This window comes from Streptomyces sp. BE20, from assembly GCF_036322525.1.
Classification (GTDB): domain Bacteria; phylum Actinomycetota; class Actinomycetes; order Streptomycetales; family Streptomycetaceae; genus Kitasatospora.
In genome coordinates, this window is sequence record NZ_JAQYWW010000436.1 from 40738 (window position 1) to 53873 (window position 13136).

Annotated in this window: 13 protein-coding genes; 5 read left to right on the top strand and 8 right to left on the bottom strand. The window is 74.5% G+C overall.

What is annotated here, in order from left to right; genetic code table 11:
- Positions 1-137 precede the first annotated feature (137 nt).
- From PUR61_RS03930 to PUR61_RS03945, 4 genes are all read left to right on the top strand, one after another.
- Positions 138-926: an ATP-binding cassette domain-containing protein gene (locus tag PUR61_RS03930; RefSeq protein ID WP_329875641.1), complete on the top strand. Its 789-nt coding sequence runs from the start codon at positions 138-140 to the stop codon at positions 924-926.
- Positions 923-2197, top strand: a complete 1275-nt coding sequence (locus tag PUR61_RS03935) for a sugar ABC transporter permease (protein ID WP_329875643.1) — start codon at positions 923-925, stop codon at positions 2195-2197. Before PUR61_RS03930 ends, PUR61_RS03935 begins: the two co-directional genes overlap by 4 nt.
- 193 nt (positions 2198-2390) lie before the next feature.
- Positions 2391-2627 carry a hypothetical protein gene (locus PUR61_RS03940; protein ID WP_329875645.1) on the top strand — a complete coding sequence of 79 codons (237 nt, stop codon included), beginning with the start codon at positions 2391-2393 and terminating at the stop codon, positions 2625-2627.
- Positions 2628-2799: 172 nt separating this feature from the next.
- Positions 2800-3312 (top strand): isochorismatase family protein, encoded by a 513-nt coding sequence (locus PUR61_RS03945; RefSeq protein WP_329875647.1) that lies wholly within the window; start codon positions 2800-2802, stop codon positions 3310-3312.
- Between the two features lie 8 nt (positions 3313-3320).
- Here the strand turns inward: PUR61_RS03945 and murQ are convergent, their stop codons facing one another.
- The 4 genes from murQ to PUR61_RS03965 all read right to left on the bottom strand — a co-directional run bounded on the left by murQ (position 3321) and on the right by PUR61_RS03965 (position 7511).
- Positions 3321-4313: an N-acetylmuramic acid 6-phosphate etherase gene (murQ, locus tag PUR61_RS03950; RefSeq protein WP_329875649.1), complete on the bottom strand. Its 993-nt coding sequence runs from the start codon at positions 4311-4313 to the stop codon at positions 3321-3323.
- 72 nt (positions 4314-4385) lie between these two features.
- Entirely contained in the window at positions 4386-5066 is a 681-nt protein-coding gene (locus PUR61_RS03955) for a DUF6445 family protein (protein WP_329875651.1), read from the bottom strand.
- Positions 5067-5166: 100 nt separating this feature from the next.
- Positions 5167-6168: a YdcF family protein gene (locus PUR61_RS03960; RefSeq protein ID WP_329875653.1), complete on the bottom strand. Its 1002-nt coding sequence runs from the start codon at positions 6166-6168 to the stop codon at positions 5167-5169.
- An 86-nt stretch (positions 6169-6254) separates the two neighbouring features.
- Positions 6255-7511 (bottom strand): MFS transporter, encoded by a 1257-nt coding sequence (locus PUR61_RS03965; protein ID WP_329875655.1) that lies wholly within the window; start codon positions 7509-7511, stop codon positions 6255-6257.
- A gap of 94 nt (positions 7512-7605) precedes the next feature.
- Between PUR61_RS03965 and PUR61_RS03970 the strand changes: the two genes are divergently transcribed.
- A complete protein-coding gene (locus PUR61_RS03970) occupies positions 7606-8226 on the top strand; it encodes a MarR family winged helix-turn-helix transcriptional regulator (protein WP_329875657.1) in 621 nt (206 codons plus the stop codon).
- A gap of 60 nt (positions 8227-8286) precedes the next feature.
- On the opposite strand, the gene PUR61_RS03975 is transcribed toward PUR61_RS03970, so the two are convergent.
- The 4 genes from PUR61_RS03975 to PUR61_RS03990 all read right to left on the bottom strand — a co-directional run bounded on the left by PUR61_RS03975 (position 8287) and on the right by PUR61_RS03990 (position 12993).
- On the bottom strand, positions 8287-9870 hold the full coding sequence (locus tag PUR61_RS03975; protein ID WP_329875659.1) for a lipase family alpha/beta hydrolase: 1584 nt from the start codon (positions 9868-9870) through the stop codon (positions 8287-8289).
- Positions 9871-10079: 209 nt separating this feature from the next.
- Complete coding sequence (gene pip, locus PUR61_RS03980) at positions 10080-11033, bottom strand: prolyl aminopeptidase (protein ID WP_329875661.1); 954 nt, start codon at positions 11031-11033, stop codon at positions 10080-10082.
- Positions 11034-11260: 227 nt separating this feature from the next.
- Complete coding sequence (locus tag PUR61_RS03985; protein WP_329875663.1) at positions 11261-12103, bottom strand: lysophospholipid acyltransferase family protein; 843 nt, start codon at positions 12101-12103, stop codon at positions 11261-11263.
- The gene (locus PUR61_RS03990; protein ID WP_329875665.1) at positions 12100-12993 is read right to left on the bottom strand and encodes a GNAT family N-acetyltransferase; all 894 of its coding nucleotides are present in this window, start codon (positions 12991-12993) and stop codon (positions 12100-12102) included. Before PUR61_RS03990 ends, PUR61_RS03985 begins: the two co-directional genes overlap by 4 nt.
- Between the last annotated feature and the right edge of the window lie 143 nt (positions 12994-13136).

Sequence of the window (13136 nt, forward strand, 5' to 3'; positions counted from 1 at the left end):
AGCACCGCCGCGTCGCGAGCACCGCCGGGTCGGACGCGCCCCGTCGCGACACGACCACGTCGCGAGCACCACCCCCTCGCGGGTCCCACAGCCCCGCGAGCGCCCACCCACCCCCGCCACGCACACCCACGCAGGAGATGGTTCACGTGACAGGCGCACCCGTACTGGCGCTGCGCGCGGTCTCCAAGCGCTTCGGCGCCGTCCAGGCCCTCACCGACGTCGACCTCGACGTCCACGCCGGCGAGGTCCTCGCCCTGGTCGGCGACAACGGCGCCGGCAAGTCCACCCTGGTCAAGACGATCGCCGGCGTCCACCCCATCGACGAGGGCGCCGTCACCTGGGACGGGCGCCCGGTCCGGATCGCCCGGCCCCAGGACGCCCAGACGCTCGGCATCGCCACCGTCTACCAGGACCTCGCGCTCTGCGACAACCTCGACGTCGTCGCCAACCTGTTCCTCGGCCGCGAACTGCGCCGCCGCGGCGCGCTGGACGAGGTCGCCATGGAGCGCCGGGCCAAGGAACTGCTGGACACCCTGTCGATCCGCATCCCCAGCGTGCGGATCCCGATCGCCGCGCTCTCCGGCGGACAGCGCCAGGTCGTCGCCATCGCCCGCGCCCTGGTCGGAGACCCGCGGATCGTCATCCTCGACGAGCCCACCGCCGCGCTCGGCGTCGAACAGACCGCGCAGGTCCTCGACCTGGTCGAGCGGCTCCGCCAGCGCGGCCTCGGCGTCATCCTCATCAGCCACAACATGGCGGACGTCCGCGCGGTCGCCGACACCGTCGCCGTCCTGCGGCTCGGCCGCAACAACGGCGTCTTCCCGGTCGCCGGCACCACGCCCGAGGAGATCATCTCCGCCATCACCGGCGCCACCGACAACGCCGTCACCCGGCGCCAGGCACGTATCGCGGAGGAAGCGAAGTGACCACCAGCCAGACCACCCCCACCGCCGGGCCCACCGACGGGAGTGCGACCGCGACGGACCCGCGCCTGCTGGTCCGCCAGGGCGGCTTCGCCGGGTACGCCGAGGAGTTCCGCCGCAAGATCCGCAGCGGTGACCTCGGCTCGCTGCCGGTCGTGATCGGCCTCATCCTGATCGCGGTCATCTTCCAGAGCGTCACCGGCCACTTCCTCCAAGCGGACAACCTGACCAACATCACCAAGTGGATCGCCGGCTACGGCCTGATCTCGGTCGGGGTCGTCTTCGTCCTGCTGCTCGGGGAGATCGACCTCTCGCTCGGCTCGGTCGCCGGCGTCTGCGCCGCCGTCACCTCCGTCCTCGCCGTGCGGCAGGGCGTGAACGAGTGGCTGGCGATCGTGATCGCCCTGCTCACGGCCGCCGCGATGGGAGCCCTGCACGGCTTCTTCTTCGCCAAGATCGGCGTGCCCGCCTTCGTCGTCACCCTGGCCGGCATGCTCGCCTGGAGCGGCCTCCAGGACTACGTGCTCGGCCGGCTCGGCACCGTCAACAACATCAACGACGGCGTCGTCGCCCATCTCGACAACTACTTCCTCGGCGACGGCGACATCTCCTTCGCCTGGCTGCTCGCCGTCCTCGCCATCGGCGGCTTCCTCGCGGCACAGCTCCTCACCGCCCGGCGCCGCACCGCGGCCGGCCTGCCGGCCAGGCCGCCGGGCGACATCGCGCTGCGCACCGGCGGCCTGGCCCTCGTCGCCCTGGTCGGCGCCTACACGCTCAACCAGGACAGCGGCCTGCCGCTGCCGCTGGTCGTGCTGGTCGGCGTGGTCGTCCTCACCGACTTCGTGCTCCGGCGCACCTCCTACGGACGCCAGATCTTCGCGGTCGGCGGCGGCATCGAGGCCGCCCGCCGGGCCGGCATCAACGTCGCCTGGATCCGGATCTCGGTGTTCATGATCTCCGCCGCGCTGGCCGGTCTCGGCGGGCTCTTCATCGCCTCTCAGCAGGGCTCGGCCGACAAGCTCCTCGGCGGGGGCAACGTGCTGATGAGCGCCATCGCCGCCGCCGTCATCGGCGGGACCAGCCTCTTCGGCGGGCGCGGCAGCACCTGGTCCGCCCTGCTCGGCATGCTGGTGATCCAGTCGATCACCACCGGGCTGGACATGGTGCACGCGGCCCAGGCCATCCAGTACATGATCACCGGCGCGGTGCTGCTCGCCGCGGTGGTGCTCGACTCGGTCTCCCGGCGCACGCAGAAGTCCGCCGGCCGGGGCTGAGACGGGGCCGCCTCCCCGGCGAACGGCCCTCCCGAACGGCCCGGTCCCCACCCCCACGGGGACCGGGCCTCCGCCGTGCGCGGGACGTTGGTCCCTCCCGTCCGTCCGCCCGGGCCCGCACCCTGGAGTGCGGGCCCGCCGGTCCGCGGAGACCGGCGGCGCGAGCCGAGTATGTGAGGAAGTACCGCCGTCCATGTCCGCCGAGACGATCGTGCACCGTTTGGTCGACGCCTTCTTCACCCACTGCCACGAGTGCGGCGAACCCCGTGACTCCGACTGCCACCCGCGCTCCCACTGGCGCCTCTACCTGGACCTCGACGCGGAGACCGTCCGGCGGATCCGCACGTGGGCGCTCGATCCGGCCCAGCCGGTCGGCACCGACGCCGAGCGAGCCGTGCTGCTGCACTGGCTCGAAACGCAGGAGGCCTGAGACACGCCGCGCGCCGGTCGCTCGGCCCCCGGGCTGCGGCGCGGCACTCCCGCTCCGGCCCCGTGCCCTCGTGTCCCCGCCGGACGCGGGGCCGAGCGGGTGGAGCGGGCGGAGCGGGCGGAGACCGGTGCGGCGGGTGGGGCGCGACGCCGTTCCGCTAGCGTGAGCGACCATGCAGACCCTTGATCCCGCCCGCACCGCCCTCGTTCTGGTCGATCTGATGCCCCGGATCGCCGCTCTGCCGCTGGCCCCGCGCACGGGTGCCGAGGTGGTGGCCGCCTCGCTGGACCTCGCGGAGGCGTTCCGCGCCGCGGGCGCGCCGGTGATCGCGATCCGCGTCGAGCGGCCGGGCGTGGTCGAGCAGCCGCCGGGGAGCGAGCTGGTGGCCGAGGTGGCGGAGGCCGCCGACGAGGTCGTGGTCAAACGCACGATCGGCGGCTTCCACGGCACCGGGCTGGACGAGCTGCTCCGGGAACGCGGGGCGGAGACCCTGGTGTTCGGTGGCATCGCCACCAACCTCGGTGTCGAGTCCACCGCCCGTGCCGCCTCCGACCACGGCTACGCGCTGCTGTTCGTCGAGGAGGCGCTGGCCGCCCTGACCGAGGAGGAGCACCGGGCGGCGGTCGGCCTGAACCTGCCCCGCTTCGGCGAGGTGGTCGGGCGGTCGGCCGTCCGCCTGGGCTGACCTCCGGCCTACTCCTGCGCCGTCTCCACCGGCCGCCGGGCCAGCTCCAGGGCGTCGCGCAGGCGCCCGCCGGAGGCGGCCAGCAACTGCGCGGCGGCCGGTGCGTCGACCCCGGCGAGGACGACCAGGACGGCGTCCTTGGCCTCGCCGCCGGTCGCGGCCAGTGCGCGCCGCGCGGTCGCCTCGTCCGCTCCGGTGATCTCGGTGACGATCCGGCGGGCCCGGTCACGCAGTTTGGCGTTGCCGGTCCGTACGTCGACCATCAGGTTCCCGTACGTCTTGCCGAGCCGGACCATCACCGCCGTGGCGATCAGGTTCAGCACCAGCTTCTGCGCCGTCCCCGCCTTGAGCCGGGTGGAACCGGCCACCACCTCGGGCCCCACGACCACCTCGATGCCCAGCTCGGCCGCGGCCACCAGGGGTGAGCCCGCCGTGCAGGACAGCCCCACGGACAGGGCCCCGGCCGTGCGCGCGTGCCGGACGGCCGCCACCGTGTACGGCGTGCGGCCCGAGGCCGACAGCCCGATCACGGTGTCGTCGGGCGTCGGCGCCAGCGCGTCCAGGTCGGCGACGGCCCACTCCGGGCGGTCCTCCGCCCCCTCCGCGGCGTGCAGCAGCGCCTGCGGTCCGCCCGCGATCAGCCCGACCACCCGGCCCGGCCCGGTGTTGAACGTCGGCGGGCACTCGCTCGCGTCAAGGACGCCGAGCCGCCCGGCCGTCCCGGCGCCGGCGTAGACCAGCCGCCCGCCCCGGCCCATCCGGGCGGCGACCGCGTCCACCACGGCGGCGATCCGCGGCAGCGCGCCGGTCACCGCGGTGGGGACGGTCCGGTCCTCGGCGTTCATCAGCCGCAGCAGGTCGAGCGTCGCCATCCGGTCGATCCCGCCCCACTCCGGCCGCACCGTTTCCGTCACCGGTCGCGGCAGCGGCGGGGGAGGAGGCGGGGGCGGTGCGGCCGATGAGGTCGCGGCGGCGGGGTCGGACGGGTGCGCACTCTCCATACGCCCCACCTCCCCCCGCCGGACCGCTGCCAACCCGGCGCGGGCGGGTGGGCGGGCGGTGACGCCCGGAGGTCAGGCCATCCAGAAGAAGACCGCCGTCATGCGCCGGTCCTCCGGGGTGAGGCCGTAGTAGCCGGTGGCGCTGTGGATGAGGTTGGCGTGGTACAGCAGGAGCCGGTTGTAGCGGTTGGGCACGCGCACGTCCTCGACGAACGCGTCGGACGGGACACGCCGGGTGCCGAGGGCCTCGACGAGGTTGTGGTGCGGCGCGGTGACGAGGTTGCCGCCGAGCCGCCCTCCCGGGAACTGCTGGCGGTAGAAGCCGGTGCCGGCGTCCGCGGGGGCGCCGGGGCTGAGGTAGAGCACGGCCGCGAAGCGGCAGAGCGCGCGGGAGTCGGTGTGGGGGCGCGGCTGCGACTCCCCGGCGCCGACCACCTGGACGCAGTTGTGGTTGAGGGTGCCGCCGGCGGGGGTGCTCCGGACCCAGAGCCGCCGGGCGCCGGTGGCCCTGCGGACCAGGGTCTCGACCCGGGCGAGTTCGTCGGGTTCGAGCCCGGGCATGGTCCGCAGCCCGGGCCAGGTCTCCGGCCGGTAGGGGTGGCCCTCGGTCCAGTCGCCGCGGTCGAGGCAGCGCCGCCGGACGGCGTCGGGGTCGGGCAGGACGTCGTCGATCACCCAGTAGTCGCGTCCGGGCGTGGGTTTGCGGTACGGGAGGACCGGCAGGGCGGTCCTCCCGGCGGGCAGTGGAGGCATGGGGCGACCATAGGATTCGGGGCCCCCAACATTCTGCCGTGAGCAGGTCAACCTTTCGTCAAAGGCGTCGGGGGCGGGTCCGGACGGGCGGCGCGGCCCGTCAGTAGGTGGCGGCGAGCAGTCCGCAGACCGCCAGGAAGCCGCAGATCCCGAAGTTGACCAGCTTGTGGGCGAGGAACACCGCCGCGAACTCGCGTATGGTCGCGCTCGGCCAGTAGTACGCGGCCGTCGGCGAGCCGAAGACCTGCCCGTTGACGCCGGCCTTGCGGGCCATGAGCGCGGCGCGGAACGCGTGGAAGTTGTTGGTGACGATGACGCAGCGGTAGTCGGGCCGGGCCTGCTCCATGATCACCTTGCTGAAGACCAGGTTCTCCTCGGTGGTGCGCGAGCGGTCCTCCTGCTCCAGGTGCTCCGGGGGGAAGCCGCGCTCGACGAGGTAGCCGGCCATCGCGTGGGACTCCGCCACCTTCTCGTCCGACCCCTTCCCGCCCGAGGCGATCAGGATCGGCGGGTTGCCGCGCGCGGCCTGCCGGTCGTAGACCTGGCGGCCCCGGTCGAGCCGGCTGGCGAGCAGCGGTGGGACCCGCTCCCCGCCGATCAGGCCGGAGCCGAGCACCACCACGAAGTCGACGTCGCGGCGCGGGCGGTGGCGTCCGTAGAGGAAGGCGTAGCCGACGAAGCAGACGAACAGGAAGGAGACGTAGCCGACCACCAGGACGGCCGTTCCGGCGACGATGCCGAGCCGGACCGAGTGGGTGGCCAGCGCCGCCACGAGCAGGCCGATCACCGAGAGGATGCCGAGTCCGGCGAGCAGCGAGAGCAGGTTGGCGAGCCGCCACCCCTCCTTGCGGACCATGGTGAGCCCGTTGGAGATCAGGAAGCCGATCAGGGCCAGGGTGCCGGTGGCCGGAACCAGGATGATCGCGACCGCCGCCAGCTCCGCCACCAGCGTCGGGGCCTTGCGCAGCTCGGCGATCAGGGCGAGCGCGAGGAAGGACATGGCGAGGCCGAGCAGGACGGCGTTGCTGAACTGGCGGCGGTCCCGCAGGACTCCGATCCCGCAGAGGAGGAAGAAGAAGGCCGCTGGGGTATAGGCGATCATGCTCGTATCGTAGGGGCCCGGCCGGGGTGGCCGGCGGGAGCCTCCGGATCGGCCGCCGCCGGCGTGCGCGCCGGCCGGCGGGGCGACTACGGGCGCGCCGGCTCCGGCCGTGCGGGCCGCTCCTGCTCCTCGTGCGAGGCCCTGTCCTTCGGTCCGATGCGCCCGATCCGGCGCACGCCCGGTACCGCCGCGGTGCCCGCGCAGGCGAGCGCCACCAGGGCGGCGGTGACGAGCAGGGGCCCGGTGCTGCCCCAGGCGTCGGCGGCGAGCGGGGCCAGCGTGTAGCCGAGCGGTGCGGCGGCGAGGGAGAGCAGCCAGTCGTAGGAGGTGACCCTGGCCAGCACCTGGGCCGGGAACTCCTGCTGGACGACGGTCTGCCAGACCGGGTTGAGGAAGCCGAGCCCGGTCATGGCCAGCGCGTAGGCGGTCACCGTGACCGGTGCGGGCGCGCTCACGGCGAGGGCCGTCAGCGGCAGCGCGTACAGGGCCAGGCCCAGGTTGGCGACGAGGACGGGCTGTCGCGGCCGGACCCGCCCGGCGATCAGCGAACCGGCCAGCACCCCGAAGGCGGCGGCCTGGGTCATGGCGATCCACACGCCGTCACCGCCGAGCCGCTGGGCCGCGATGAGCGGGCCGAGGGTCAGCAGGACGGCGCTGGCGCCGTTCCAGACGCCGTGGCCGATCAGACTGGTCCAGTACCAGTCGCGTGCGCGCAGCTCGCTCCATCCCTCGGCCAGGTCCGCGCGCAGCGGGCGACGGCCGCCCGGGGTGTGGCGGACCCTCAGCCGCGACATCAGCGCGGCGCTGACCAGGAACGAGGCGCCGTCCAGGACGAACGCCCAGCCGGCGCCCGCCGTGTAGACCAGCAGGCCGGCCAGTGCGGGGCCGCCGAGCCGCGCGGCGTTGGTGGCGGAGGCGAGCAGGGCGTTGGCGCGCATCCGCAGCGGGCCCTCGACGGTGGCCGCGATCAGCGGCGAGGCGGTCGGCATGGCGAAGGCGGAGGCGATGCCGCCGACCGCCTCGGCGACGGCGATGTGCGCCAACCGGGGCTCGCCGCCGAGCAGTTCGAGGCCGACGAGGATCTGGGCGGCGGCCCGGACCAGGTCGGTGGTGAGCGCGATCAGGCGCGGATTGAAGCGGTCCCCGACGACGCCGCCGAGCGGGAGGAGGAGCAGGCGCGGCACCATGGCGCAGCCCAGGACCAGGGCGAGCGCGGAGGACGAGCCGGTCGCCCGGGTGATCGCGATGGCGAGCGCGGCCGGGACGACGGCGTCGCCGAGGGTCGAGACCGCCCGGCCGAGGAAGAGCAGGCGGAAGTCGCGGAGTCGCAGAGGGTGGGTCACGGACGGGACTATATTTCGGTACCGAAATTTCGGCAACGAAATAATGTGGGTCTGACGTGACAGGCCGTGACGTGCCGCCGCCTAGACTCGTGCCATGACGCGCGCCCCCCGCCCCGACCGACCGGCCGACCGGCAGCCCCCGGACGAGGCGCGGGCGGAGGAGCTCCGCGACTGGACCGACGGCCACGTCGAACGCTGGCGGCCGGTCCTGCCGCACCTCGACCCGGACATCGAGGGCGCCGTCACCCGGATGAGCAAGCTCTCCCGCCACCTCGGCCGCGTGCGCGAACAGGGCGTGGCCGACTACGGCCTGCAGAAGCACGAGTTCGACACCCTGCACGAGCTGGCCGGGCGCGGCGGCCACGCCGCCCCGTCCGAGCTCCGGAACGACCTCAACCTGGCACCGGCCTCGGTGACCGGCAGGCTCGAAGGACTCGAACGGCGCGGGTTCGTCGTCCGCACCCCCTCCACCGAGGACCGGCGGCGGGTCGACGTCCGGCTCACCGAGACGGGCCGCGCGGCCTGGCGCGAGGCGCTGGACGTGGTCGGCCGCGAGGAACGGCGCCTGCTCGGCGTCCTCACGCCGGACGAACGGCGCCGGCTCTCCGACCTGCTGCGCCGCGTCCTGCTGGCCGCCGAGGCGCCCGCGCCGGACCGGCCGGGCAGGCCCGAACGGCCGGGGAGGTCTACGGCCGCAGGCGGGCACGGCCACTGACCGCCGCGGGCCCGGCCGGGGCCCGCGCGCCGCGGCCCCGGGCGGGTAGCGGCGGGGGTGTCAGTTCCAGCGGCCGACCGTGAGGCGGACCCTGGCCCCCTCGCCGAGGATCGGGGCGGTGGTCGACGGCAGCCGGACCCGGGTGACCCAGGAGTCCGCCTGCGGGTCCTCGTCCGGCAGCGGCCGCTCGTCCTCCGGGTGGAGGTCCTTGATCGTGCCGGTGACCTCGGAGTTCCAGTGCGCCCAGGCTGCCGGGCGCGGCCCGGCGGCCTGTACGTCGACGATCAGGGTGTCCGCGAAGTCGGCGGTCTGCTCCAGGTGGTCGCCGAAGCCGAAGAACCCCTTGTGCTCGCGCAGCGAGAGCACCCGCAGGTCGAGCGCGTAGCGCAGCGGCGCCGCCCCCGGCCGCGGCAGGGCGGTTGAGAGGAACGCGGTCGCCAGGGGGACGGCGCCGTCCCCGTTGGCTCGGTCGCCGTCCGGGTCCCACCCGCGCCGGCCGTTGCGCCGGGGGTCGGAGAGCTGGATCGGGCACCAGTGCGGTGCCACCCGCTCGTGCATCAGCACCGGCAGCCCGCGCACCTTGAGCTCCACCTCGGCCTGCCAGGTGACGTCGGGGTCGTCCTCCGGCAGCTCCAGACCGACCAGGTCGGCGCGGACCCGCAGGTCGCCGAACAGGAACCGGCGCAGGTTCTGGTACCCCTCCTCGGAGTTGACCAGCCCGTACCGCCCGCTGTGGCTGCGGTGGGCGAAGGCACGGTGGGCTCCGGTGACCTGGGCGTTCTCGATCTGCACCAGCCCGTCGCTGCGCGGGCCGACCGCCGCCGAGGAGACGCCGTGGGCCACGTCGTAGTCGGCGGAATCGGTGCCGACGAAGCAGAACACCCGGTTCAGCGGGAAGCTTCCGGCCGCGTCCTCGGCGGAGCCGGTGCCGTCGTCGTCCGGCATGTCGACGGCCCGCCAGCCCACGGGCGGCCCGGCCTCGTCCCGGCGGCCGGCCGGGGTCAGGTACCGGTACATCCGGGCGGGTCCGAACACGTCCGCGCCGTTGAAGTTGACCATGTCCCGCAGCGCCTCGGGGACGCCGAACCCGACGTCGAAGGTGATGCCGCCGTGCGGCGTCCCGTACGTGAAGAGCTTCGCGACGTAGTCGGCGGCCCGCCGCCCCGGGCGCCGTTCCGGGATGACCTTCTGCAGCAGGCAGCGGCAGATCAGCCCGCCCATGGAGTGGGCGACCAGGTGGACCTGGGACGCGCCCGTCCTGGCCTGTAGCTTCTCGATCAGGTCCAGCAGGTCGGCGGCGGCCGTCTCCAGGTCGAACCGCTGCGGCCCGGCTCCCCAGGCGCCGGCGCAGCGGTCGTAGAAGCGGTGGATCCAGATGCTGTCGGGGGGAATCTCGTCGTGGTTCTCCAGGTAGTTCTCCTGGCTGCCCTCGACGAGGATGTGGTAGCCCTCGTCGAGGTGCAGGCGCAGTAACGGACTTTCGAACTGGTAGAAGACGGGGTCGTCCTCACGCCCGACGCGGATGTGCGTCGAGCCCTCGTTGAATCCGTAGAACGGATCCGTCACGGCCTTCTCGATCCCGGGGATGCCTCCGGCGTAGCCCCGGACATAGATGATCGGGAGTCTGGCGGACGGCGTACTCATGGCCGGCCTGCCCTCTCCGCGGCCGGCACCGGCCGGCACCGGTCGACCCGTTGGCGTGGGAGCTTCTCCCCTCCAGTGTCGGAGTCCGGAGCCGACCTGTCACCCCCCGAGTGCGGACCGTTGATGGCCCGTCACCATCCGTGCCGGACCGTTCCGGCGGGCGGTGGGTGTCCGGTGCGCCCGGCGCGTCACCGGGCGTGCCGGGACGGCTACAGGAAGCGCTCCAGGGCGTCGAGGACGGCCCGGCGCATCAGCGGGGTGCCGGTGTGCCCCGCCTCGTCGATGACGGTCAGGGTGGCGTCCGGCCAGGCCTTGGCGAGCGACCAGGGGGTGTCCAGCGGGCAGCCGAGATCCAGCTTCCCGTGGATGAGGGCGCCGGGGATGCCGGCCAACAGGTGCGCGTCGCGCAGGAGTTGGCCGTCCTCCAGGAAGCCCTGGTGGGAGAAGTAGTGTGCGGTGATCCGGGTGAAGGCCATCAGGGCGTCGGTCGGGCGGTCGGAGTACGCGTTCGGGGTGCCCAGCGACTCGTGGGAGATCACCGCGTCCTCCCAGGTCGCCCAGTCGTTCGCGGCCTTGCGCCGGACGGCCTCGTCCGGGCTGTTCAGCAGCCGGCTGTACGCGGACACCAGGTCGCCGCCGCGGTCCTCGGGCGGCAGCGCGTCGCGGAACGCCTCCCACGGGCCGGGGAACAGCCGGCCGACGCCCCGGTAGAGCCAGTCGATCTCCTCGGGCCGGGTCATGGTGACGGCGCTGATCACGATCTCGGACACCCGCTCGGGGTGGGCCTGGGCGTACGCGAGGATCAGCGTGGATCCCCAGGAGCCGCCGTACAGCAGCCACTTCTCGACGCCCAGGTGCTCGCGGAGCCGTTCCATGTCGGCGATCAGGTGCGCGGTGGTGTTGTGTTCCAGGGTGGTGGCCGGGTCGGCGGCGTGCGGCTCGCTCCGGCCGCAGCCGCGCTGGCTGAAGAGGATCAGGTGGTACCGCTCGGGGTCGAAGAACCGCCGGTTGCCGGCGTTGAGCCCGGAGCCCGGCCCGCCGTGCACCACCAGGGCGGGTTTGCCCGACGGGTTTCCGGACGCCTCCCAGTGGATCCGGTTGCCGTCGCCGACGTCGAGCAGCCCCTCCGCGTACGGTGTGCCGATCGGATGGAACTCGGACATGCGGCGGCCTCCTCGGGCAGGGGACGGGGTGCCCGTGAGGCTAGCGGCCGGGACGGCGGTAGTCGAACGGTTTTCGGCGGCCGACCGCCGGTGGCCGCCGCACGGGGGACGGGCGGGGGCGGGCGGGAAGCGGTCGGGGCGGGCGGGGCGGTCGCCCTGCTGCCGTGGCGGACGTGAGCGGTCCGGCGGCCGGCCGGGACGACCGCCGCCAGGCCGCTCCGCCGCCCTCAGCGGACGCCCTCCACCGATGCCTGGGCGGCGTGGGCCAGTTCGCGGCGGGCCTGCCGGAGGCCGCCGCCGGGCTGCGGGGCCGGGGCCGGGATCGGCGGACGGAAGGTCAGCTCCGCCACCAGCCCCCGCACCGCGACCACCCGGGCGAGCGAGTTGAGCAGCCCGTCCTCCCCGACGAACGCCGGCGCGCTGGTCGCCCGCCCGTCGGCCAGCCGGTAGCGGATCGTCATCGGCTGGACCGGGGCGCCCGCCCGGACGGCGGCCTCGAAGAAGGCCGGGCGGAACCGGCCGCTCTCGCGCCCGCACCAGGTGGACCCCTCCGGGAAGACGACCATCGGGTGGCCGTCCCGCAGCAGGGCGGCCACCTCGGAGACCGTCCCGGGAAGGGTGCGGAGCCGGTCGCGGTCCAGGAAGACCGTGCCGCCCCAGGAGACCATCCGGCCGAGCACCGGCCAGTGGCGGACCTCGGTCTTGGCCAGCGAGCGGCCGGGCCGCACGGCGGCGATGAGCGGGATGTCCAGCCAGGACACGTGGTTGGCCACCAGGAGCACACCGGAGTGCTGCGGGTTCGGGCGGTCGTCCGGGCGGTCGTCCGGGGTGGGGGCGATCCGCACCGTCACCCCGAGCGAGCCGAGGAGTGTGCGGGCCCAGAACCGGGCCAGCAGGTCGCGCGGCCCCCGGGGCAGGGTGCTCGCCGGCCGGGTGAGCGCCAGTCCCGTCGCCAGGACCAGCAGGCAGGCCGTCAGCCGCAGCACCCGCCGGGGGAGGGCGACCGTCGGCGCCGGGTCGGTGAGGCAGGACTCGGGTGTGCAGGACGCCGTCGGCAGCCAGACGCTCATGAGACCGGTCCTGCCGCGGGTTCGGTGCCGCCCGCCAGGGAGGCCGCCGGTGCGGTGGCCGCCGTGCCGGCCGTCACCCCGCCCACGCCGGAGAGGAAGTGCCGCAGGTAGCGGGGGTCGGTCCGCTCCAGCGAGAGCAGCACGAACAGGTCGGCGGTGTCGAAGTCCCGGTCGTGGGCGGGCGCTCCGCAGACCCAGGCGCCCAGCCGCAGGTAGCCGCGGAGCAGGGCCGGCAGTGCCGCCCGCTCGGCGCGCGGTACGTCGGTGGCGTCCCAGAGCCGGTGCGGCGCCACCCGGTACTCCTCGGGGGCGAGGTGCTTGGCGCCGACGGTGTCCCAGACCCGGGCCGCGGTGGCTCCGCCGTCGTCCAGCGGGATCGAGCAGCAGCCGCCCACCCAGGTGTTGCCGGTGTCGGCCAGGTAGCGGGCGATGCCGCCCCACATCAGGTTGATGACGGCGCCGTTGCCCCGGTGCTCGGGGGCGATGCAGGAGCGGCCCAGCTCGACCAGGCCGTCGCGCAGCGGCGCCAGGTTGCGGAGGTCGAACTCGCCGTCCGAGTAGAGCCGGCCGGCCCGGCGGGCGGCCTCGGGGCGCAGCAGCCGGTAGGTGCCGACCACGGTGCCGTCCTCGCCCTCACGGACCAGCAGGTGGTCGCAGAACTCGTCGAACGGGTCGACGTCCAGCCCCGCGACCGGGCTGTGCAGGGTGGCGCCGAGCTCGGCGGCGAAGACGCGGTGACGCAGCCGCTGGGCGGCGCGGACGTCGTCCTCGTCCCGGGCGAGGGCGACCGTGTAGACGGCGGGCGACGGCACGGCCGGGCGCGGGGCGGGCACCGCGGTGGGGTGGACGGGGGTGACTGCGGGCGGAGCGTACGTGGGGACGATGGTCATGGCGGACCCTCCAGGGCAGCACGGACGACGGCAGCCACGGAACTCCGTGGCACCGGGCAGGCCCGCGTCCTCGGCGGGCGTGCTGACCGGCACCCGTATGTCTCTCCAAGTCGGCTGGCATCCACGTTGCGGTTCGGCGGAGA